Genomic DNA, 20,618 nt, shown 5'->3' with positions numbered 1-20,618 from the left:
GACGGACACTGGTGTGTTAGATGCATTATCAATTAAACTCAGGCGCTTATGTACGTCTGGAAATATCATCTCGAAAGCTTCTTCAGTATCGGATGTAACTTATTTAATTATGGAGTTTTTATGAAAAAGACAAAAATATTACAACAAGCCTTTTGTGGACTATTGTTCATGTTTGCAGGTTGGATGGCGCATGCAGAAGTTGCATTGACGGAAGAAGTTGTAGACCGCTGGATCAAGTCACAGGAAGCGATCATGAAATGGGGCGAAGAGCACCAGGAAGCGCTTGACGATCTTGATCACGATGGATTTCCTGCGGATGTTGCGGAGTTTGTCGCGCCATTGAAGAAATCCGGTCTTTATTCGGAAGCTGAAGATGTTCTGGAAGAGTATGGCTTCGATACGCCTGAAGACTGGGCGGGAGTGACACTGCGAATTATGCACGCTATGGGAGCTGTTCAGATGGAAGCCCAGGCATCAAATTTCGATGCACAGGCTCAGATCGATCAGATTAAAAATGATCCAAACATTCCCAAGGAACAGAAGGATGCGATGCTGAAGATGATGGAAGAAGGTCTGGCCATGATGGAAAGAGCAAAGAATGCTCCCAAGGCTGACGTCGAGGCTATCCGTCCTCAGGTCGGTAAACTGATGGAATTCTTCAATAGCCAGGGCCAGTAGTCTTTCATCTGGTTTTGGCTTGGATCGTCTGGCCTTGTCTAACATTCAATGCCGGACGATCCGAATCTCAGATTCCAGGTTACGGTTGTAGCCTGTTGATTCCCCAGCCTTCGCCGTCGGGCAGATATTCAAAGCGGTCATGCAGCCGGTTAGCCCGCCCTTGCCAGAATTCAAATCTTGTCGGTACGACTCTGTACCCTCCCCAAAAAGAGGGAAGGGGCACTTCACCCTTCTTAAATCGGTTTTTCATTTGTTCAAATGCCTGTTCCAGCATCTGTCTTGAACTGACTCTACTGCTCTGTTGGGATGCCCAGGCGGCCAGTTGGGATTCGTGGGGCCGGGAAAGGAAGTAGCGGGTGGCTTCTGCCACAGATAACTTGGTGGCCTTGCCGGTGATGCTAATCTGGCGTTCAAGAGGAAGCCATGCGAAATGCAGACTGACATTGGCGTTTTCGGCAATATCCTGAGCTTTACGGCTGCCAAGATTGGTGTAAAACAAAAATCCCTGTTCGTCTGCGTGCTTGAGCAGTACGACACGTTGTCTGGGAATGCCTTCTGAGTTAACGGTTGCCAGAATCATTGCGGTCGGATCTGCACTCAGTTCGGCCTCGATGGCAATGTTCATCCAGGTTTTGAACTGTCTGAATGGATTCTCGTCCAGATCGGAAATATCCAATCCTCCCTGTAGATACTCCCGGCGGATGTCTTCTAGATTCATACTTGCGGATTGTCCCAATAGCTAACCTAACATAGCCATACTATATCCGATGAAAGCCGTTCAGGCAGGATGAATTAAAGAAAAACCGTTGTGAATCGACGGTTATGGCGGGAAATACGTACCTGGAACGCTTTGGTTTGCTCCAGGTACGTAAAGGATATGAGAAGGTCAGCCCAGTAACAGTGATATTGAACTCACGGCGGCTGTGGTGAGTGCTGCACCCGCCATGGTTTTTCTGGCAGCCACTTTATGGCGTAACCAGGTGGAGAGAGCAAGGCCAGCCAGTTGCAGGGTGAGGGCACCGGACATCATGCCGATCATATACCAAAGACTGCTCAGATCGGCTGGTTGCTCTGCTACATGGGCCCAACCATGGCAGGAGGCAAACAGAGCGATAAGAGGAATGGCATAAGCCAGCCGAAAGCTCTGCTGCTTGCTACTGAAAAGCACAAGTGCGATCGCCACCAATGACGCGACGATAAGCAACTCTGCGTAGGGAATGGTGATACCGGCAAAAGCCATCAGACCACCACCGAGCATGCCAAGGCTGAATGTTGCCATGGTGGCCATACGTGCGTTCAAACGAGTGGCAATAAAGCCGAGCGCGATCATGGTTATCAGGTGATCAAGGCCAAAAAATGGGTGCTGAAGACCACTGGTAAAACCTTGAACAGTCTCGTGGCCCGGGTGAGCCATGGCTCCGGTGGAGCAGACTGAGAGTACGACCAGTGCAATCAACCGGTGATATTTGTTGAGTATTTTCATTACGTATTACTCCATCATGAGATGCAGGAATTAAAATTCCAGGCGATTGTTGGATGGTGAGGTTTCGGTCGGCACATGAATCATTGAAGCAGCCTGATCAGGCTGCGACCTCCAGCATGCCACGGTCTACGATGAAGTCGATGATGGCTTCCAGGCCTTCGCCATTCTTCATATTGCTAAATACAAACGGCTTGTCGCCGCGCATTTTCTTTGCATCACGATCCATTACTTCCAATGAGGCCCCAACTAATGGTGCCAGATCGGTTTTGTTGATAATCAGCAGGTCGGACTTGGTAATGCCCGGTCCGCCTTTGCGGGGGATTTTGTCACCCGCGGACACATCGATCACATAAAGGGTCAGGTCGGACAGTTCCGGGCTAAAAGTCGCGCTTAAGTTGTCTCCGCCGCTTTCCACCAGCACCAGGTCCAACCCTGGATGACGTTGCGTTAAAGTATCAATGGCAGCCAGGTTCATCGACGCGTCTTCCCTTATGGCGGTGTGCGGACAACCGCCGGTTTCAACGCCCATGATTCGATCCTCTGTCAGGGCCTGGTGACGTATCAGAAACTGGGCGTCTTCCTTGGTATAAATATCGTTGGTGACCACCGCCAGATTGAAGCGCTCGCGGAGCTTCTGGCACAGGGCTGAAACCAGGGCGGTTTTGCCGGAGCCCACTGGTCCGCCGATGCCGACTCTTAATGTCTGTTTGCTCATATCAATTCTCCTGCACATATTGATTCTGATTATTTGTCATCAGGCTTCAGGGATCAGGACCTGAACAACCTGGAATATTGCGTTTCATGCAGAGCACAGGCCATAGTCCATCCAGGAAGTGAATGACCCATCTGCTCATCGGTCAGGCTGAGCCCGACATCCACACTGCGCTCGATAACAGGCATCAGTTCCCCCAGGATTTTCTGCGCCTGGGATTGACCAAGAGGGAGCGTCTTGCCTGCTACGGTGATCTGGTTCTCCAGCCAACTCCAGCAGAATCCGGTAACGGCGGTTTGAGTATCAATCTCCCAATGCCAGGCGGCCAGTGACCAGCCAAGTAACAGGGAAGGTTGAACGTCGCCATCAATGGAGATGTCGAAGTAGGACTGGGGATTGATGCTGTGTTGCTGGAGAACCTTCAGCATGGCTTTGCCCACCTGTCGATCCTCATCCAGCAATTCCTGGGTTTCACGGCTGGCCAGGCTCCATTGATTCCAGAACAACAGCATTTCCCGATCATGTGCTGCCAGGGCATTGATCATTCGGGCCATTACCGGAATATCGGTGTGGCTGATGTTGTAGCGGAGGATGTTGGCGATCCAGTCGCTGATTGCTTCCGGTGAATCGACGCCGCCTTCCTCGATAGCCCACTCCAGGCCTTGGGAATACGCGAAAGCGCCCACCGGTAAAGCTGGACTGATCAGGTTGAACAGTCTGAGCATGGGAATCGTATTCATCGCCGATTAAATCCTAGTGCTGATGCTCATGATTGTGGTGCTCCTGGCCATGACAGTGCTCTTGACCATGACGGTGTCCGTGACTGTGCTCGTGACCATGACTGTTCTCGTGACCAAGATTGCGCTCATGTGAATGCTCCTCATGTGAATGGTGCTCAGAGTGCCCGTGATGATGCCCATGGGCATGACCCCCATGTTGACCATAAGCGCCGTTTTCCGGCTGGAACGGTGCCTGTTCCGATGTGACCTCCAGACCATACAGGCGGCAGAGATCTTCAAGTACATGATCGGGCTGCATCCTCACCCAAAATTCTCCGATCTGTAAGGGAACATGCCGGTTACCCAGGTGGTAGGCGATTCTGGCAAACTGCATCGGCTCTTGTGCCCGTGCGGTAACGACTGACTCCTGAGCTGCCACTACCTTGACGAACTCTCCGGTGTCGGTCACCAGCAGTTCGCCGTCGAGGAGGCATTTACCTCTCTCCAGAAACAGCCCGACTTCCTTGCCGCAACGGCTTTGGGTTTTGAAGCGGCCCCGTTTGCGCTCGTCATAGGTCAGTTCAATTTCCGCTGCGATTTCTAATGTCGGTTCGCCGGTCTTACTGGCCGTCAGGCGTTCAATGACTTTTAACATCGTGTTACCTCTTTTGGAGCTCTCCAGAATTCATTGCCTAAAATAGGAAATAACGTTGCGCAAGGGGTAATACCTTTGCCGGTTCGCAAACCAGTAATTCGCCGTCGGCCCGCACTTCGTAAGTCTGCGAGTCCACCTCCATTCTGGGCATCAGGTCATTTAGCAGCATGTCCTTTTTCGTAACTGAGCGGGTATTACGACAGGCGGCAACCATGGACGTCAGGCCCAGAGAGCCCTTGATGTCATTTGCCAGGGCAGCCTGGCTGACAAAGGTAATCCTTGTTTGTGGCAGCGCCCCACCAAAGGCCCCAAACATAGGACGATAATGGACGGGTTGAGGGGTAGGGATGGAGGCGTTCGGGTCGCCCATCGGAGCAGCGGCGATCATGCCGCCTTTAATGATGACGGCCGGCTTGGTGGCAAAGAAAGCGGGTTTCCACAAAACGATGTCTGCCAGTTTTCCGACTTCCAGGGAACCCACTTCGTCAGCAATACCGTGGGTAATGGCCGGATTGATCGTATATTTGGCTACATAGCGCTTGGCCCGGAAGTTGTCGTGTCGGTCGGAGTCCGGTGACAAAGGGCCACGCTGGACTTTCATTTTGTGAGCCGTCTGCCAGGTACGGGTGACGACTTCTCCCACCCGTCCCATTGCCTGTGAGTCTGATGCGATCATACTGAACGCACCCAGGTCGTGAAGAATATCCTCGGCGGCTATGGTTTCCTTACGAATTCTGGAATCGGCGAATGCGACGTCTTCCGGGATGTCGGGGTCCAGGTGGTGGCATACCATCAGCATATCCAGGTGCTCGTCCACAGTGTTGATCGTGTAGGGGCGAGTTGGATTAGTCGAAGAGGGTAATACGTTGGATTCGCCACAGGCCTTGATAATGTCCGGAGCATGGCCGCCACCGGCACCTTCGGTATGATAGGTGTGAATCGTTCTGCCTTTGAAGGCCGCCAGGGTGTCTTCAACAAAACCCGATTCATTGAGGGTATCGGTGTGAATCGCGACCTGAACATCATACTTTTCTGCAACGTTCAGGCAGTTATCGATTGCCGCAGGCGTGGTTCCCCAGTCCTCATGGAGCTTCAGACCCATGGCGCCGGCCACAATCTGCTCTTCCAGACCCCCTGGAAGACTGGCGTTGCCTTTGCCCAAAAAACCCAGATTCATGGGAAACGCATCGGCTGCCTGCAGCATCCGGCTCAAGTGCCAGGGACCTGGTGTGCAGGTGGTGGCATTGGTGCCGGTTGCGGGTCCGGTTCCTCCACCAAGCATGGTGGTGACGCCGGACATCAGGGCTTCTTCGATCTGCTGTGGGCAAATGAAATGGATATGGGAATCGATACCCCCTGCGGTAGCGATGGTTCCTTCGCCCGCAATCACTTCGGTTCCGGGGCCGATAATAATATCGACATGATCCTGATTATCAGGATTGCCGGCCTTACCGATGGCAGCAATTCTCCCGTGTTTAATGCCGATATCGGCTTTTACGATTCCCCAGTAATCCAATATCAGGGCATTGGTGATGACTGTGTCCACCGCATCTTTGCTGGTCGCCTGGGATTGTCCCATGCCGTCGCGTATCACCTTGCCGCCGCCAAATTTTACTTCGTGACCGTATTGCGCGTAGTCCTTTTCGACCTCGATCCAAAGCTCAGTATCACCTAGCCTGACTCGGTCACCAACAGTAGGACCGAACATATCCGCATAGGCCGCCCGGGAAATTTTTGCCATTGTCATGTCTCCTGAATTCTTTTGTGCAGATACCGGGCTAGAGTTTGCCCATGATTTCTCCGCGGAAGCCGTATACTTTTCCTTCCCCTGTGATACCGACCAGTTCAACCGTCCTTGTCTGACCGGGTTCGAAGCGGACCGCGGTTCCGGCCGCTATATTCAATCGATATCCACGGGATTTCGTGCGGTCAAAATCAAGCGCGGGGTTGGTTTCAAAAAAATGGTAGTGAGAACCAACCTGAATAGGACGATCTCCGGTATTGGTGACTGCCACCGTCACAGTGGGCAGACCTTTGTTCAGTTCTATATCGCCAGGAACGGACTTTATTTCTCCCGGTATCATGGGATGCTCCTTTGTCGTTATCTGCAACAGCCCTATGTTTATCTATCAGGGCAATGGCCCTATGTCAGTGAGGGCAATCTATAGCGTCAGCCAGGGCAATCGAAAGCCTTTAGCCAAGGCTTGATAGCCGTTAGCCAAGGGAATCGATAAGCGTTATGGAATGGGGTTATGGACGGTGACCAATTTGGTACCGTCGGGAAAGGTGGCTTCAACCTGAACTTCCGGGATCATTTCCGGGACTCCTTCCATCACGTCATCCCGGGATAGCAATGTCCTTCCGTAATCCATCAGGTCAGCGACGGTACGTCCTTCGCGGGCCCCTTCGATAATTTCCATGCTGAGTAAGGCAATGGCCTCGGGGTAATTCAGCTTTAGACCCTTCTGTTTTCTTCTTTCCGCCAGGAGGGCTGCGGTAAAAAGCAGTAACTTGTCTTTTTCTCTGGGGGTTAATTCCATTGAAGAATCCTCATTATGTTCTTCTTTGCGGTGCTCCAGGTGGATAACCGAAGTAAATAAACGAACTAAATAGATCGGGCTAAATAGTCAGTTGGCTTTTTCATTCTTTTGTCTGTGCCATCTTTTGTTCCATAATCCTTGCTCAGGTCGCCCAGATTCTTGGAGGACAGGCGTCGACGCCAAGGATTTGTGGCCTTAACAGATGCCAGGCTTCCATAAACAGGGCTTTAATGGGTTCTGACTGCTGTCCCAGAGCCCTGAGAATGATGAGGTCGTCCCTGCGAGTGGCGGACCACTGTATTGGGGACCTGGATATCTCTATGGCAGACAGGGCTGGCGGTACACTACCTGAAATCACAGAATCCAGATGATCTCTTAACGCTTCCAGTGCCGCCTGACTATCTTTGATATATCCGGCAAATAACGAACCGTAGACCGGATAATGATTCAGTCCCCAAGGGGAGGTGAAGTTAGCCCCAGCATCCTGCAAATGAACTCTTTCGTGGAAATAGGGCAGGCCGTTTTTCACAATATTCAGCTTCTGGATAAAGCATCCCCGCCTGAATGGTGCATTCGTGGCGGGGCGACCCATGGCGGTGATATCCCAAAGGAGAAAGGAACTGTCGGAAGTCGTCGACAAGGTCAGATTCTGCTCCCCGTTTGCACCATCATAGATAATATTCTCCTGGGGCAGCCACTCGATATGTGCGTTATTGGTGCACTCTATGTTGATGTCCTGCTTTTGGGCGTGACCCTGTTGATCAGTCCGATAAATCTTTCCGGCGGAAGGGGTGGTGATGAGTAGTTTTGCCTGTTCTTCCAGGTCAATATCAATCTTTAAATGATCCCCGCAGACCAAGCCCCCCGGGGGATGCAGCAAATATAAGTGAGGCCTCTCAGTACCTTCAGGATAGAACGGACGTTGAATACGCAGCGGGCCTTCGTGGCGGGCCCGGGAAATGCTGGTTCGACCCTGGTTGGCGCAAGCTGATATCTCAAGTCTGGCGGGCCAGTTTCTGGCGCCGGTCGGTTTCTGGTTGTTGTCGCTTGTCGTACTCTCGGTCCGGCTTGCCGTATCAACAGGGTCTCGAGTGCAGGGGACGGCGTTTAGCGTCTGGTTGTCATCTGTGGTCTGTACCTGTTCGGATATATTCATTGGCGGTGAATTCTTCTTGTTCGGCAACGGTATGTTCTATCAGTCATAGATCAGCGAATAAAGGAACCCGATAGTGCGCTGGTGTCGTGACATTGGTCTTGCTGTAAGTCTTGTTGCCAGGCTAATCGTTCTCCTGACTATTCCGCTAACGATTGGCCTGACTATTCGGCTAACTAATCGCTTGACCATATAACAACTAGCGAATCGCGTGCCAGAATGAGGCACGGCGGCCCGTGACGCTCATCGATATGGCTGAACCCCTTTAATTTACTGGACTTAGTGAATTATCGGCTTGCACCGAAATGGGACTGTCCCTGTTCCTGGGAATCATTATCTGCGAAATGATCTTTATCAAGGCACTAAAATGAAGCGGACTGGAAATGGGTGTGCTCTTAACTGGTGCGTTAGGCGCTGCCTGGGCGTTGCGATCGTAGGCGATATCAACGTGAAATTTTTGTAATACTATGAATTTTAAAGGAAAAAAAGTGCATGGAATAACCTGTGCTGTTTGTTAGGCGGGAGAAACTCACACAAAACAACCAACACCGGAGTTCCAAAAATGAAAAAATATACTAAAAACATCGGGGTAGGATTTACCGCGCTGGCGCTCTCCATCGGCGCATCCCTGGTTCAGGCAGCGGATACCATCAAGGTAGGTGTGTTGCACAGTCTCAGTGGAACCATGGCCATCAGTGAAACCACTTTGAAAGATACCGTGCTGATGCTGATCGATGAGCAGAACAAAAAGGGTGGCCTGTTAGGAAAGAAATTAGAACCCGTGGTCGTTGATCCCGCATCCAATTGGCCGCTGTTTGCTGAGAAAGCCCGTGAACTTCTGGAGAAAGATAAAGTTGACGTGGTGTTTGGATGCTGGACTTCTGTTTCCCGCAAATCCGTACTGCCAGTCTTCGAAGAACTCAACGGTCTGTTGTTCTATCCTGTTCAGTATGAGGGTGAAGAGTCTTCCAAGAATGTATTCTATACCGGCGCAGCTCCCAACCAGCAAGCCATTCCAGCCGTCGACTACCTGATGAATGAAGTCGGGGTTAAGCGTTGGGTACTGGCTGGAACAGACTATGTCTATCCGCGTACCACCAACAAGATTCTGGAAGCTTATCTGAAGGCCAAAGGGGTCGCTGCGAAGGATATCATGATCAACTACACACCTTTCGGTCATTCCGACTGGCAGAGCATCGTATCCGATATCAAGAAATTCGGTTCAGCAGGCGCCAAGACCGCGGTAGTCTCGACGATTAACGGCGATGCCAACGTACCTTTCTATAAGGAACTTGCCAACCAGGGCATTTCTGCTGAAGACATTCCAGTTGTCGCGTTTTCTGTAGGTGAAGAAGAATTGTCCGGACTGGATACCAAGCCACTGGTAGGCCACCTGGCGGCATGGAACTATTTCATGAGCGTCGATTCAGATGTAAATACGGACTTTATTGATTCCTGGAAAGCCTTTATCAAAGATTCCAAGCGGGTAACCAACGACCCGATGGAAGCTCACTTTATTGGATTCAACATGTGGGCAGAGGCAGTGAAAAAAGCCGGTACCACTGACGTCGATAAGGTTTCAAACGCCATTATCGGAGTCACGGTTCCTAATCTTTCCGGCGGTTATGCCACTATGATGCCGAACCACCATATCACTAAGCCGGTACTGATTGGTGAAATCCAGGAAGACGGTCAGTTTGAAACCGTATGGCAAACTGCTGGTGCGGTCATGGGAGATGCCTGGTCAGATTATCTGGAAGGCAGCAAGGATATCACGGCAGATTGGACCGCCCCTCTGGTATGCGGTAACTATAACGTTAAAACCGGTAAGTGTTCAGGTCAGAACTACTAAGCCTGGTGTGATTTAAACACCTGAAGGCGACCTCACGGAAGAGGTCTTTGCCGATTACGGTCAAGACTCTCGACAACTCCAAATCACAACATATAAAGAGAACCATTATGCGCATGTCGTCGGTATGGCTTACACGTCTGCTGCATGTCACTGCCGTTATTTTTATTCTCACGGTAAACACCCTGTTATTCGCCCGCAATGTCATGGCGGCAGTTCCTGACAGTGAACTTCTGACTCCCCTGGCTGAACTCAAATCTGCAAACTTTTCCAAGAAAGAACAAGTGGTTACCGATTTAAGTAACCTGGATGATGATCGGGTCATTCCCATTTTGAGCGGCATGCTGGAGGGCGACCTCTATTACAGCAAGAACGCGGCGGATGTATTTGTCGTGCTCAGCTCCATTGAATCGGGGTATCAGGCATTCAATGTCATGACGGCTGAGTCCACGCCTGATATCAGTAAACGGGATTACAAAAAGATCAGTGTGAATAATTCTCTGCGTAGACTGTTACGCGAGACGCTGGCCTCTTTGCAGCTCCGTTCCTCGAATCTGGATACCAGGATTGAGGCTGCCCGGGCCATGATGAAATCTGATGACGAAGGCAATATCAAGCCTCTGCGTCAGGCTTTGCAAAAAGAGCAAAACGAGACTGTCCTGCACTTGCTCGCGGTATCTGAGGCAATGCTGGTGGCCCGTCATGGTGAGAGCCAGGAACGGGTGGCCGCGATAGGTAAGCTTAAAGGTGAATTGTATCCGGAAGTGCGTTCGTTATTGGCGGGATTCCTGATACAGCGTAACGGTGAATTCCAGGAACCGGATGCGGATGTCCGCCAGGCCGCTGCCGATGTGCTCGAATCCATTGAGGATCTGGTTGCGTTCAATAAAGGGATTGAGAATGTCTACTTCGGCATCAGCCTCGGGGCGGTGTTGTTACTGGCGGCTGTTGGTCTGTCCATCACGTTTGGCGTTATGGGTGTGATCAATATGGCGCATGGGGAAATGATCATGCTGGGGGCCTATACCACCTATGTGATCCAGCAGTTAATGCCCAACTATATTGACTATTCATTATTCGTGGCGATTCCGGCGGCGTTCCTGGTGTCCGGTGCCGTTGGAGTGGTCATTGAGCGGGGAGTCATCCGTCACCTGTACGGCCGCCCACTGGAAACCCTTCTTGCCACATTTGGTATCAGCCTGATCCTCCAACAGGCAGTGAGAACAATTTTCAGTCCTCTAAACCAGTCGGTGACAACACCCGCATGGATGTCGGGATCGCTGGAAATCAACGGGGCTTTATCGCTGACTTATAACCGTCTTTATATCATTCTCTTTAGTCTGGTGGTGCTGTTTACTCTGGCGCTGCTACTGCGCAAAACCCTGTTTGGATTGCAGATGCGTGCTGTTACCCAAAACCGGCGGATGGCCAGTTCCATGGGGATTCGAACCGGTTGGCTGGATGCCCTGACGTTCGGACTGGGATCCGGTATTGCAGGTATCGCGGGAGTCGCTTTAAGCCAGTTAACCAATGTGGGTCCCAATCTTGGGCAGGCCTATATCATCGATTCATTCATGGTGGTGGTGTTCGGCGGGGTTGGTAATCTGGTTGGCACCTTTGTGGGGGCAATGTCTCTGGGGATTGCCAACAAACTCATGGAACCTTTTGCTGGTGCTGTGCTGGCGAAGATTCTGGTTCTGGTGGTGATCATCCTGTTCATCCAGAAATATCCGCGAGGCCTGTTTGCACTGAAAGGCCGGGCAGCAGAAGACTGATGAAGAGGGGGGATGAAAACGAGTGATGAATATGAAACTAGGACCTGTGACCCAATTTCTAATGAACGACCGTGCCGGCAAATACCTTCTGTCAATCCTGTTGGCGGTTGCGGTGTTGGTGCCTTTGATGAATCTGACCGTTCCGGAAGGTTCGGCGCTGCACGTGTCCACTTACACCCTGACATTGTTGGGTAAGTATCTTTGTTACGCATTATTGGCGTTGGCGGTAGATCTAATCTGGGGCTACTGCGGTATCCTGAGTCTTGGGCACGGAGCTTTCTTTGCCCTGGGTGGTTATGCCATGGGGATGTACCTGATGCGCCAGATCGGGGAGCGGGGTGTCTACGGCAATCCACTGCTGCCTGACTTTATGGTTTTCCTTAACTGGCAGGAGCTGCCCTGGTACTGGTCAGGATTCAATAACTTTTTCTTTGCCATGGTGATGGTGGCGTTGGTGCCGGGATTTCTGGCCTTTGTGTTCGGTTGGCTTGCCTTCCGCTCCAGGGTGACGGGAGTGTATCTCTCCATCATCACCCAAGCGCTGACCTATGCTTTGATGCTGGCATTTTTCCGTAACGACATGGGCTTCGGCGGAAATAATGGGTTAACCGACTTCAAAGACCTGCTTGGTTTTAACCTGCAGTCGGATTCTACCCGGGCAGTGTTGTTTTTCTCTTCCGCAGTAGCTTTGATGCTTGGTTATATCCTGTGCCGCTCCATCGTGCTTTCCAAGCTGGGGCGGATACTGATTTCCGTGCGGGATGCCGAAGCCCGTACCCGTTTCCTGGGCTACCGGGTCGATAAATTCAAGCTGTTTGTTTTTGTCGTCTCATCAGTCCTGGCCGGAATTGCCGGCGCCCTCTATGTTCCTCAGGTGGGAATTATTAATCCTGGTGAGTTTTCTCCTATCAACTCGATTGAAATCATCATCTGGGTAGCAGTTGGAGGGCGCGGCACCTTATATGGAGCAATCGTCGGGGCTGTACTGGTGAACTATGCCAAGACCTATTTCACCGCCGCATTCCCTGAACTCTGGTTGTTCTTTTTAGGCGCTCTGTTTGTGATCTCGACCTTATATTTGCCCCGTGGTGTCGTAGGACTGGCGGCAGATTTGTTGGAAAAGAGGCGAAGCCTCGGAGCTGGTGGGGGTGCTTCGGTTCAAGCCGAACCGGAAACGCCAGTGGAATCTCCTCAGGCTGCCGTGGCTGACGATTCCAAGTCATCCAAAGAATCCGAAATCGAACTATCAACCAACTAGGGAGTATTAGTTAAGAGCCCGCGATCAGCTAAGGGCTTTCGATCAACTAAGGGCTTTTGATCAACTAAGAATTTTCGAGCAACTATGTGAACTCGATCAATCAAGAACTTCAGGCGAACGGATAGGGCATAACCCCATGCAAACGAAGCACATACCACAATCATCTATTCTGTACCTGAACGGTGTTTCTGTCAGTTTTGATGGTTTTAAAGCACTGAACAGCCTGTCTCTGGATCTCAAACCAGGTGAGTTGAGAGCCATCATCGGTCCCAACGGGGCCGGTAAGACTACCATGATGGACGTTATCACGGGCAAGACCCGCCCGGATGAAGGCGACGTCATATTCAACAATTCGATAGACCTGACCCAACATGATGAAGCTGCTATCGCCAATATGGGGGTGGGGCGGAAGTTTCAGAAGCCGACAGTAATTGAATCGCTGACGGTGTTTGAGAACCTCGAATTGGCGTTGGCCGGTGGACGGGGGGTGATCGCTTCCCTGTTTCATAAGCTACAGACAAAACAGCGGGAGAGAATCGATGAGATTCTGACGCTGGTCGACCTGACCCAACGGGCAAACGAGCAGGCGGGGGCACTGTCCCACGGCCAGAAACAATGGCTGGAGATCGGCATGCTGTTGATCCAGGAACCTGAGTTACTGCTGATTGACGAACCCGCCGCCGGGATGACAGATGTTGAGACCGAGAAAACCGCTGAATTGTTTAAGGAAGTCTCGCAAAAGCACTCTTTGGTTGTGGTCGAACATGATATGGACTTTGTTCGTGCCCTGGAATGCAAAGTGACAGTATTGCATGAAGGCCGGGTACTGGCTGAAGGCAGCCTGGATCAGGTGCAGAAAAATGAACAGGTAATCGAAGTATATTTGGGGCGGTGACATGTTACAGGTAGCAAATGTAGATTTATATTATGGAGCCAGTCAGGCTTTATATGGCGTCAATCTGGAAGCTAAGCCCGGTGAGGTCACCTGTATCCTGGGACGCAACGGTGTGGGTAAAACGTCGTTGTTGCGGGCATTATCCGGTCATCAGTCGATCAAAAACGGGGATATCGCTTGGGAGGGAAGTCCGCTCAACAAGCTCAGTCCCAGTGACCGGGCTCGCATGGGCATTGCCTATGTGCCTCAGGGCAGGGAAATATTCTCCCAACTGAGCGTACTGGAAAATCTTAAAACCGGATTTGCGGCGCTTCCCCGCAGCCAAAGGCATATTCCCGAGGAAATCTTCACACTGTTTCCCGTTCTCAAAGCGATGCTGAAACGCCGAGGCGGTGACCTCTCTGGAGGGCAGCAGCAACAATTGGCCATCGCCAGGGCTCTTGTCACCCGGCCCAAACTACTGATGCTGGATGAGCCGACTGAGGGAATCCAGCCTTCTATCATCAAGGATATTCAGAACGTCATTGCCAAATTGCGGGACCGCGGAGAAATGGCAATTGTCCTGGTCGAACAGTATCTCGATTTTGCCTACGAACTGGCGGATTCCTATGTCGTGATGGACCGGGGCAGTGTGGTGCTTAGTGGAACCGGTGAAACCATGGACAAGGAAGAAGTTCGTGGCTACATGACCGTGTAAGGCAGGGCTCGATAGTTAAGGTCGGGCGCGATAACCTTCACTCGACAACTAGGGTGCAGCTCGACGACAAGGGGATATATCCCCGGCCCGTCATCGTGGCCGGGGAATGGTCAGGAATTACTCGGTTTCAAATGTCAGATTAAAGCTGACGGGTACCGCAATGCTGATGGAAGGCAGTTTGGCGATTTCCTGCAGTTTCTTCACGCCGTCATTCAGGGCGAAGTCTGCAGCGTTGATCACCAGAGGCTGAAGTGTCGAGACGACGACCTGATTATCGGAAACTCGATTGATCACCACGTCCGCGGATACCTCTTTGCTGACATTATGCAGCTCGAGGGTGCCTTTCAGGTTTGTTGTTATGGTATTACCCGGGGCAGTTTGCTTGATCAACGCGGGGTCCAGCTGGACACTGTAGGTTGCTTTCGGGAAATGCTCAGTCTGGAACAATTCCTTCTTCATGCGTTGGTCCCGGATATCGATATTGGTGGCAACGCTGCCCAGGTCAATTTCAAGTACTGCCTTACCGGCATCGTTGATGCTGCCTTCAAGTTTGCCGAAACGATGCACTTCTGCAATATCGGTAGACTTGATGGAAATGAAACTCAAACGGGATTCGTCGTTATTCAGTTTCCAGCTCGCGAATACTGAGCTGCTGATGCAACACAGACCAATTAATAAGTACTTTGCTTTCATTTATTCACCTCAATGTGATTTGGGATTGGTTGCCCTTGTTTATGCGCAGAATGATAGACTTCTGCGCAGGGGCGTCAACTCTACCAAAAAATGAGGCAGCTAAATAAAGAAATGGTAATTGCTGATGTACTGTTTTGTTTGGGGCAGGTATATATGAGAGCCCTTTTATGTAGGCATCGAGGTTTGCGCATCCTGGTGACAAGCTGCTTGCGTTGTCAGTGTGTGTGGAAATTGGATCGTTTCACCGTCCAGGGGAATCAACAAACGACCCTGGAATCCTTCACGCTTTCGGAGATCCTCAAGCTCTTTTCTTGTCACCGGGCAGTGGTCCAGGGCTTCCAGGTGATTTGCCACGACGCTTCCTGCGCTCATTCGGGTGATCGTCGATACGTCTTTTGCGCCCATGATGATATCGTCGCCAATGTCGAATCTGGCTCCTCCAGCAGGCATCACAATGATTTCCGGCTTTTTCTCCAAAACGCATTTTTTAACCGGCTCGGTCAGTATGGTATCGCCAGTAATATACAACGTAGGCTCGTCGGGTAGCTCCAGCAAGTATCCGTGACCATGGCTCATCATCCGTCCCACCAGGCCTTTGCCGTGCAGGCAGGGAATCGGGGTAATGCTTCCGGACAAAAAGCCTTGTGTCAGTTGTTCATTGATCGGATGCACCTGTAATCCCTTTTTGCTGAGAAATTCTGCATCCTCCTGCATACAGAAAACGGGGATATTATGGGTGCGAAGCCATTTGACTGCTGCTCTGTCCAAATGGTCAAAGTGGCCTTTTTGACAGTGAGTGATCAGGCAGTGGGTGACGTTTTTCAGTTGCTCTGAACTGCCTGACGGTAGGTCAACCAGCGGATTCCTGCGTCGATTGCGCGTCGCATACTTTAGTGCGGGAATCGCTCCTTTAGGCGCTAGCATCGGATCGACAAGGATACGATAGTTTCCGGTTTCAACGATGATTGTGGCGTTTCTCAGCTGTGTGATTTTCATTCCCGACTCCTCATTTTGGTAAGGACCATTCTATGGAATGAACGTTGTCGTCAGGATGGGAGTAAATGACACATATATTGCGTATCAGGACATAGAAGAACGATGTGTCGTTATAACTGTCTGGAAGGGTTGCGTCATACCGGCACAAGTCACCGGCTGCCGTTCATTGGCAGCCGAAACCTGCACAGAAAAGTGATTGTTATCTAGAGTGGCTAGACGAATGCCTTGATAGATCCCGGATTATTCATTGTCTACAGCGACAGGTCGATTGCTGTCGGTGATCCAGTCACTCCAGGAACCGGCATACAGAACCGGCATGGGAAGGCCAGCCAACGTGGCAGCCAGAATATTGTTGCACGCAGTGACGCCTGATCCGCAATAACAGACGATTCGCTGTTGGGCATCGAAATCATCAGGAAGCGAAGACTGTAGACCTTCGCGAAGGGTTTCAGCCGGCTTGAATTGACCGCCCGCGTTCAGGTTGTTGGTAAAGGGGTGGCAATAAGCGCCGGGGATATGTCCTGCTACCGGGTCTATCGGCTCGACTTCGCCTCTGTAACGCTGCTCGCCTCTGGCATCGATCACAACCAGGTCTGGGGCGTTGATTTGTTCCAGCAGCTCTTTAGCGGAAATAACCATCTTTTCATTTGCGGTGAAGGGGTATTGTGAGCCTTCAGGTTCAGGGATGTCATCTGATACGGGATAGCCTGCTCCAATCCAGGCGGACCAGCCACCGTCCAGCACGCTGACATTTTCATGGCCGATCCACTTCAGCATCCACCATAATCGGGCCGCATAGGCGCAACCGGCGTCATCATACGCAATGACATGGGTTGCCGGGGTGATCCCCCACTTTTCCAAAGTGGCTCGCCAGCTGTCGACATCAGGAAGCGGATGACGGCCTGTGACACCAGGAATGACGGGAGCTGAAAGATCTTTATTAAGATCAGCGTAGATAGCTCCAGGGATATGTCCCCGCAGATAATCCTGCCGGCCTTTGTCCGGCTGATCCAAGGCAAAGCGGCAATCGACGATAAGAAGGCTGGGGGCCTCCAGGTTTTCGAGACAATGTTGTGCGGTCGTCAGCATTTTGCATCCCTGATACTTGAGTTTATTCGGCATTATTGATGGTTTTCACAGCCCGGGACACTAATGAAGAGTAAGCTTCACGTTCCAGTGCTCATTGATTCCAGTGCCCATTGATTCCAGAGCCATTGAGGTTCCAGCAAAAAAAATATAACCACACTAGGATAGCCTAATGACCCAGGAAGCTACAGTCGACATAAGGGAAGTTTTAAAGGCCCGGCAAACGGTTGCCAGAAACCTTAAACCGACCCAGTTAATCCGCTATGAGACTCTGTCCCGTCTTATCGGAGCGGACATTTATGTCAAACACGAAAACCATCATCCTTCCTCAAGCCAAAAAATCCGGGGAGCCGTGAATCTGGTGTCCGAGTTGCGCCGGAACGGTGTAACGGAACTGGTAACCGTTGCTTCCGGGAACCATAGTGTGGCCATTGCCTGTGCCGCCAATATGTTTTCCATGCGGGTAAGGGTGGTGGCAGGTCAGGGCTCTAAACCTCTGCTGTTGCAACGGTTGAAGGATATGGGAGCTGAAGTGAGTGTCAGTGGTAACGGATTTGCCGAGGCTCTGCGGTTGGCGCAGGGAGTCGAGGCTCGTACCGGTCATTACTTTGTGCATCCTGCGGAAGAAAGCCAGTTTATCAGTGGGTGCGGTACCGCTTGTCTGGAAGTGCTTGAAGAACTGCCTGATGTGGACGTGATGATTGGCAGTCTTGGGTTTGGTACCTGTCTGTCCTCCACAATTGCCGTGACATCGGCAATCTCTCCCAAAGTGAGGGTGATCGGTGTGCAGGCCGAGCAGGCGCCTGCGGCCTACCTGTCCTGGCAGAGAGCCGGTATTGCCCGTCAGGAATCTGAAACATTTGCCTCTGAGCTTGCGGTGAACACAGCATATTCACTGCCATTTTCAATCTACTACCGAAAACTTGCGGATTTTCTGCTGCTTACTGAAGAGCAATTGCATGAAAGCGTGGCGCTGGCGGCCTATCATTGCCGGCAGTTGGTCGATGCCGCCGGTGCTGCTCCGATCCTGGCCGCCTATCATCTGAAAGAGAAACTGGCTGGAAAAACGGTGGTTCTTTATATGAGCAGTAGCTTCGCCTCACCAGATGAATTGGAGCAGGCCTACGCTCTACCGGCCTTTCAAACCGGTATGCCGACAGATGATTTTTAGGCGCAGAACAGTCAATGGGGTAGTGGGTAAAGCAAGATCTTGTAAGAGGAATATCCAGTAATAGTAAATCCGGCAACAGGAAATCTGTTAGTTGGAAACCAGACAGCAGGAAACCCGATAGCAGGAAATCAGCTCTTCACCGTTTCCAGGGAAGAGTCCTGCTGTAGCAGATGGGTAATTTCATCTGCGGACACCGGATGACTGAAGTAATAACCCTGACCGATGTCGCAGCCCAGTTGGGTGAGTAGCTCAAGGGTTTCGCGGGTTTCAACGCCCTCGGCGACTGTTTTCATATTAAGGTGATGAGCCAGGCTGATCATGGTATCTACCAGCGCCATATCCCTTCTGGACTTGGTAATATCATCCACGAAGATTTTATCAATTTTCAGTGTGTTGACCGGCAGACGCTTCAGATAGTTAAGAGAGGAATAGCCAGTGCCGAAGTCGTCTATCGAGGCGTTGACCCCCATCTTTTTGAGTTGTTGCAAGGTCATGATGGCCTCGTCCATGTCATTCATGATGACGCTCTCGGTAATCTCAATTTCCAGACTGTCCGGTGGTAGATGATAGCGGCTGAAGAGGTGATCCACCGTGTGTAAAATCCGCTCTTTCTGGAAGTGTTGCCCTGATATGTTGACCGCTATATCAAACGGGGTGTGGTAAAGTTGTCGCCATTGTGTCATTTGCCTGCAAGCTTCCTCTAACACCCAGTTTCCAATGTCCACGATAAATCCGTGTTCTTCGGCTGCGGGAATAAAATCCATGGGTGAAATGACTTGCCCCGAAGGTTTCTTCCAGCGTATCAGCGCTTCGACACCAATAATGCTCCTCGTTTTTAAATCCACCTTGGGTTGGTAAAGCAAGTGGAATTCCTGGTTGTCGATGGCACGTTTCAAGCTGTTGCGGATGTTCATGCGATGACTGGTGAGCAGCTCCAGTTCCCGGGCAAAAAACTGCACATTGTTTCTGCCTTTGTTTTTTGCATGATACATCGCCATATCCGCTTTTCGGATCAGGGTCTCGGCGTCGGCCCCATCGGTGGGGTACAGAGCGATTCCGGTAGAAGTTGTCAGATGCAGCGTCTGATCTTTGACTTCAAACGGTTTCTCGATGATCAGTCGTAGCTTCTCTGCAGCCAGGCTGGCCTCAAAGGAACTCCGGATATTTTCAAGAAAGAGGATAAATTCATCGCCACCGTAGCGGGCCAGTGTCGATTTCGGGGGAATGTCTTCGTGTAACCGTTTGGCTACGGCAACCAGGAGCTCGTCGCCAACCTCCAGTCCCAGTGCCTCATTGATATATTTAAAGCCATCGAGACCGATGAACAGGATGGCATGTTCCTCTTTCTGCGCACCGCCGCCCTGGATAGCATGATTGATGCGGTCATAAATCAATGCCCGGTTGGGTAGTCTGGTCAGGTCGTCATGATAGTTCTTGTGGATAGCCTGCTGCTCACGTATCCGGATTTCAGTAATGTCACTAAAGCTCCAGACCCTTCCCACATTCCGTCCTTGATGGTAGCGGGGGTTGGTATTGCATTCGATGAAGCGCCCGTCGTTCATTGATAGTACGCAATAGCTGGGTTGGTCGGGATAGGTTTGGTTGAAAGTCCAGGATTGCTCGAACTCTTCCGGATTTCTCACCAGAAGCATCAATTTGTCTTTGATGGCTTTGTTGCTGATGACGATCGTGCTTTGACTATCGTCAAGGGAAAACATGGAGAGGAACATGTCGTTCCAGGTAACGGGATTGTTATTCTCATCGATCACTACGATGCCGTCATATGTGGCATTCAGGGTTGCGTTGAGCAGTGAAAGAGAGTGTTCCAGTTCCAGCTTGGTGTTTTCTGTCTGTTTCAGGTGGTAGGTAAGTTGCTGAAACCGCTTATTGAGTAGGCTACTCGTATCCTGGAGTTTATACCTCAGGTCCTGCAGTTCGCTTTCTGACGAAAGGTAGGTCTTTTCGACGGCCTCTATAAATGGTGTGAGTGATTCAAGATCAGCCCCGTCGGGCAACAGTTCTTTTATCTGCTTCTTTAATAATTTATGCATACAGTTCTGTTTTTGGACGCCAGTCAGGCGTGTTGACCGAAAATTTAGAGCCTGTAAGCTTCCTGCAACAGCGTGGCAATCCTAGATAGAAGACCTGGATAGCCATCTTAAATCTAGAAAGCCATCTTAAATCTAGAAAACCATCCTAATTATAGAAAGTCATCTTAAATCTAGAAACTAACCTTAAATATAGCTAAGGCTTTGGAG

Annotated in this window: 20 protein-coding genes; 7 read left to right on the top strand and 13 right to left on the bottom strand. The window is 51.0% G+C overall.

Going from position 1 to position 20,618, the window contains the following annotated elements; all coding sequences use genetic code 11:
* The first annotated feature begins 120 nt into the window (after positions 1–120).
* On the top strand, positions 121–678 hold the full coding sequence (locus tag BTA51_RS08840; protein WP_094707069.1) for a hypothetical protein: 558 nt from the start codon (positions 121–123) through the stop codon (positions 676–678).
* A gap of 79 nt (positions 679–757) precedes the next feature.
* Here BTA51_RS08840 and pdxH read toward each other — a convergent pair whose 3' ends face one another.
* From pdxH to BTA51_RS08795, 9 genes are all read right to left on the bottom strand, one after another.
* Positions 758–1,396 (bottom strand): pyridoxamine 5'-phosphate oxidase, encoded by a 639-nt coding sequence (gene pdxH, locus BTA51_RS08835; RefSeq protein WP_094707068.1) that lies wholly within the window; start codon positions 1,394–1,396, stop codon positions 758–760.
* Between the two features lie 168 nt (positions 1,397–1,564).
* Positions 1,565–2,161, bottom strand: coding sequence for a HupE/UreJ family protein (locus BTA51_RS08830; protein ID WP_094707067.1), 597 nt, complete (start codon positions 2,159–2,161; stop codon positions 1,565–1,567).
* 97 nt (positions 2,162–2,258) lie between these two features.
* Positions 2,259–2,876 carry an urease accessory protein UreG gene (gene ureG / locus BTA51_RS08825; protein WP_094707066.1) on the bottom strand — a complete coding sequence of 206 codons (618 nt, stop codon included), beginning with the start codon at positions 2,874–2,876 and terminating at the stop codon, positions 2,259–2,261.
* A gap of 53 nt (positions 2,877–2,929) precedes the next feature.
* Positions 2,930–3,613, bottom strand: coding sequence for an urease accessory protein UreF (locus BTA51_RS08820; protein ID WP_094707065.1), 684 nt, complete (start codon positions 3,611–3,613; stop codon positions 2,930–2,932).
* 13 nt (positions 3,614–3,626) lie between these two features.
* On the bottom strand, positions 3,627–4,247 hold the full coding sequence (gene ureE / locus BTA51_RS08815; protein WP_094707064.1) for an urease accessory protein UreE: 621 nt from the start codon (positions 4,245–4,247) through the stop codon (positions 3,627–3,629).
* Positions 4,248–4,284: 37 nt separating this feature from the next.
* The gene (gene ureC, locus BTA51_RS08810) at positions 4,285–5,988 is read right to left on the bottom strand and encodes an urease subunit alpha (protein WP_094707063.1); all 1,704 of its coding nucleotides are present in this window, start codon (positions 5,986–5,988) and stop codon (positions 4,285–4,287) included.
* A 37-nt stretch (positions 5,989–6,025) separates the two neighbouring features.
* The gene (locus BTA51_RS08805; protein WP_094707062.1) at positions 6,026–6,331 is read right to left on the bottom strand and encodes an urease subunit beta; all 306 of its coding nucleotides are present in this window, start codon (positions 6,329–6,331) and stop codon (positions 6,026–6,028) included.
* Positions 6,332–6,484: 153 nt separating this feature from the next.
* Positions 6,485–6,787 (bottom strand): urease subunit gamma, encoded by a 303-nt coding sequence (ureA, locus tag BTA51_RS08800; RefSeq protein ID WP_094707061.1) that lies wholly within the window; start codon positions 6,785–6,787, stop codon positions 6,485–6,487.
* 142 nt (positions 6,788–6,929) lie between these two features.
* Positions 6,930–7,943: an urease accessory protein UreD gene (locus BTA51_RS08795; RefSeq protein WP_094707060.1), complete on the bottom strand. Its 1,014-nt coding sequence runs from the start codon at positions 7,941–7,943 to the stop codon at positions 6,930–6,932.
* 559 nt (positions 7,944–8,502) lie between these two features.
* On the opposite strand from BTA51_RS08795, the gene urtA reads away from it, so the two are divergent.
* The 5 genes from urtA to urtE all read left to right on the top strand — a co-directional run bounded on the left by urtA (position 8,503) and on the right by urtE (position 14,414).
* Positions 8,503–9,792, top strand: coding sequence for an urea ABC transporter substrate-binding protein (gene urtA / locus BTA51_RS08790; RefSeq protein ID WP_094707059.1), 1,290 nt, complete (start codon positions 8,503–8,505; stop codon positions 9,790–9,792).
* A 107-nt stretch (positions 9,793–9,899) separates the two neighbouring features.
* Positions 9,900–11,564 carry an urea ABC transporter permease subunit UrtB gene (gene urtB / locus BTA51_RS08785; protein ID WP_094707058.1) on the top strand — a complete coding sequence of 555 codons (1,665 nt, stop codon included), beginning with the start codon at positions 9,900–9,902 and terminating at the stop codon, positions 11,562–11,564.
* Between the two features lie 31 nt (positions 11,565–11,595).
* Positions 11,596–12,822 (top strand): urea ABC transporter permease subunit UrtC, encoded by a 1,227-nt coding sequence (gene urtC / locus BTA51_RS08780; RefSeq protein ID WP_094707269.1) that lies wholly within the window; start codon positions 11,596–11,598, stop codon positions 12,820–12,822.
* Between the two features lie 136 nt (positions 12,823–12,958).
* Complete coding sequence (urtD, locus tag BTA51_RS08775; RefSeq protein ID WP_094707057.1) at positions 12,959–13,717, top strand: urea ABC transporter ATP-binding protein UrtD; 759 nt, start codon at positions 12,959–12,961, stop codon at positions 13,715–13,717.
* A 1-nt stretch (position 13,718) separates the two neighbouring features.
* Positions 13,719–14,414, top strand: a complete 696-nt coding sequence (gene urtE, locus BTA51_RS08770) for an urea ABC transporter ATP-binding subunit UrtE (RefSeq protein ID WP_094707056.1) — start codon at positions 13,719–13,721, stop codon at positions 14,412–14,414.
* A 117-nt stretch (positions 14,415–14,531) separates the two neighbouring features.
* On the opposite strand, the gene BTA51_RS08765 is transcribed toward urtE, so the two are convergent.
* From BTA51_RS08765 to BTA51_RS08755, 3 genes are all read right to left on the bottom strand, one after another.
* Entirely contained in the window at positions 14,532–15,107 is a 576-nt protein-coding gene (locus BTA51_RS08765; RefSeq protein WP_094707055.1) for a YceI family protein, read from the bottom strand.
* 165 nt (positions 15,108–15,272) lie between these two features.
* Positions 15,273–16,103 (bottom strand): MBL fold metallo-hydrolase, encoded by an 831-nt coding sequence (locus BTA51_RS08760; protein ID WP_094707054.1) that lies wholly within the window; start codon positions 16,101–16,103, stop codon positions 15,273–15,275.
* A gap of 240 nt (positions 16,104–16,343) precedes the next feature.
* Entirely contained in the window at positions 16,344–17,192 is an 849-nt protein-coding gene (locus tag BTA51_RS08755) for a sulfurtransferase (protein ID WP_094707053.1), read from the bottom strand.
* 169 nt (positions 17,193–17,361) lie between these two features.
* Here BTA51_RS08755 and BTA51_RS08750 point away from each other — a divergent pair, with 169 nt between their 5' ends.
* Positions 17,362–18,360: a threonine/serine dehydratase gene (locus BTA51_RS08750; RefSeq protein WP_094707052.1), complete on the top strand. Its 999-nt coding sequence runs from the start codon at positions 17,362–17,364 to the stop codon at positions 18,358–18,360.
* Between the two features lie 128 nt (positions 18,361–18,488).
* Here BTA51_RS08750 and BTA51_RS08745 read toward each other — a convergent pair whose 3' ends face one another.
* On the bottom strand, positions 18,489–20,411 hold the full coding sequence (locus tag BTA51_RS08745; RefSeq protein ID WP_094707051.1) for an EAL domain-containing protein: 1,923 nt from the start codon (positions 20,409–20,411) through the stop codon (positions 18,489–18,491).
* Between the last annotated feature and the right edge of the window lie 207 nt (positions 20,412–20,618).

The sequence above is a fragment of the Hahella sp. CCB-MM4 genome (assembly GCF_002260525.1).
Classification (GTDB): domain Bacteria; phylum Pseudomonadota; class Gammaproteobacteria; order Pseudomonadales; family Oleiphilaceae; genus Hahella.
This window is presented reverse-complemented; position numbering and strand designations above follow the sequence as displayed.

Excerpts from the sequence above, each read along its gene's own strand:
- BTA51_RS08750 (WP_094707052.1), top strand. The coding sequence starts at position 17,362 with ATGACCCAGGAAGCTACAGTCGACATAAGGGAAGTTTTAAAGGCCCGG.
- BTA51_RS08820 (WP_094707065.1), bottom strand. The coding sequence starts at position 3,613 with ATGAATACGATTCCCATGCTCAGACTGTTCAACCTGATCAGTCCAGCT.
- urtD (WP_094707057.1), top strand. The coding sequence starts at position 12,959 with ATGCAAACGAAGCACATACCACAATCATCTATTCTGTACCTGAACGGT.
- BTA51_RS08805 (WP_094707062.1), bottom strand. The coding sequence starts at position 6,331 with ATGATACCGGGAGAAATAAAGTCCGTTCCTGGCGATATAGAACTGAAC.
- ureA (WP_094707061.1), bottom strand. The coding sequence starts at position 6,787 with ATGGAATTAACCCCCAGAGAAAAAGACAAGTTACTGCTTTTTACCGCA.
- urtB (WP_094707058.1), top strand. The coding sequence starts at position 9,900 with ATGCGCATGTCGTCGGTATGGCTTACACGTCTGCTGCATGTCACTGCC.
- BTA51_RS08840 (WP_094707069.1), top strand. The coding sequence starts at position 121 with ATGAAAAAGACAAAAATATTACAACAAGCCTTTTGTGGACTATTGTTC.
- BTA51_RS08755 (WP_094707053.1), bottom strand. The coding sequence starts at position 17,192 with ATGCTGACGACCGCACAACATTGTCTCGAAAACCTGGAGGCCCCCAGC.
- ureG (WP_094707066.1), bottom strand. The coding sequence starts at position 2,876 with ATGAGCAAACAGACATTAAGAGTCGGCATCGGCGGACCAGTGGGCTCC.
- BTA51_RS08745 (WP_094707051.1), bottom strand. The coding sequence starts at position 20,411 with ATGCATAAATTATTAAAGAAGCAGATAAAAGAACTGTTGCCCGACGGG.
- BTA51_RS08760 (WP_094707054.1), bottom strand. The coding sequence starts at position 16,103 with ATGAAAATCACACAGCTGAGAAACGCCACAATCATCGTTGAAACCGGA.
- urtC (WP_094707269.1), top strand. The coding sequence starts at position 11,596 with ATGAAACTAGGACCTGTGACCCAATTTCTAATGAACGACCGTGCCGGC.
- pdxH (WP_094707068.1), bottom strand. The coding sequence starts at position 1,396 with ATGAATCTAGAAGACATCCGCCGGGAGTATCTACAGGGAGGATTGGAT.
- urtE (WP_094707056.1), top strand. The coding sequence starts at position 13,719 with ATGTTACAGGTAGCAAATGTAGATTTATATTATGGAGCCAGTCAGGCT.
- BTA51_RS08795 (WP_094707060.1), bottom strand. The coding sequence starts at position 7,943 with ATGAATATATCCGAACAGGTACAGACCACAGATGACAACCAGACGCTA.
- urtA (WP_094707059.1), top strand. The coding sequence starts at position 8,503 with ATGAAAAAATATACTAAAAACATCGGGGTAGGATTTACCGCGCTGGCG.
- ureC (WP_094707063.1), bottom strand. The coding sequence starts at position 5,988 with ATGGCAAAAATTTCCCGGGCGGCCTATGCGGATATGTTCGGTCCTACT.
- BTA51_RS08765 (WP_094707055.1), bottom strand. The coding sequence starts at position 15,107 with ATGAAAGCAAAGTACTTATTAATTGGTCTGTGTTGCATCAGCAGCTCA.
- BTA51_RS08830 (WP_094707067.1), bottom strand. The coding sequence starts at position 2,161 with ATGAAAATACTCAACAAATATCACCGGTTGATTGCACTGGTCGTACTC.
- ureE (WP_094707064.1), bottom strand. The coding sequence starts at position 4,247 with ATGTTAAAAGTCATTGAACGCCTGACGGCCAGTAAGACCGGCGAACCG.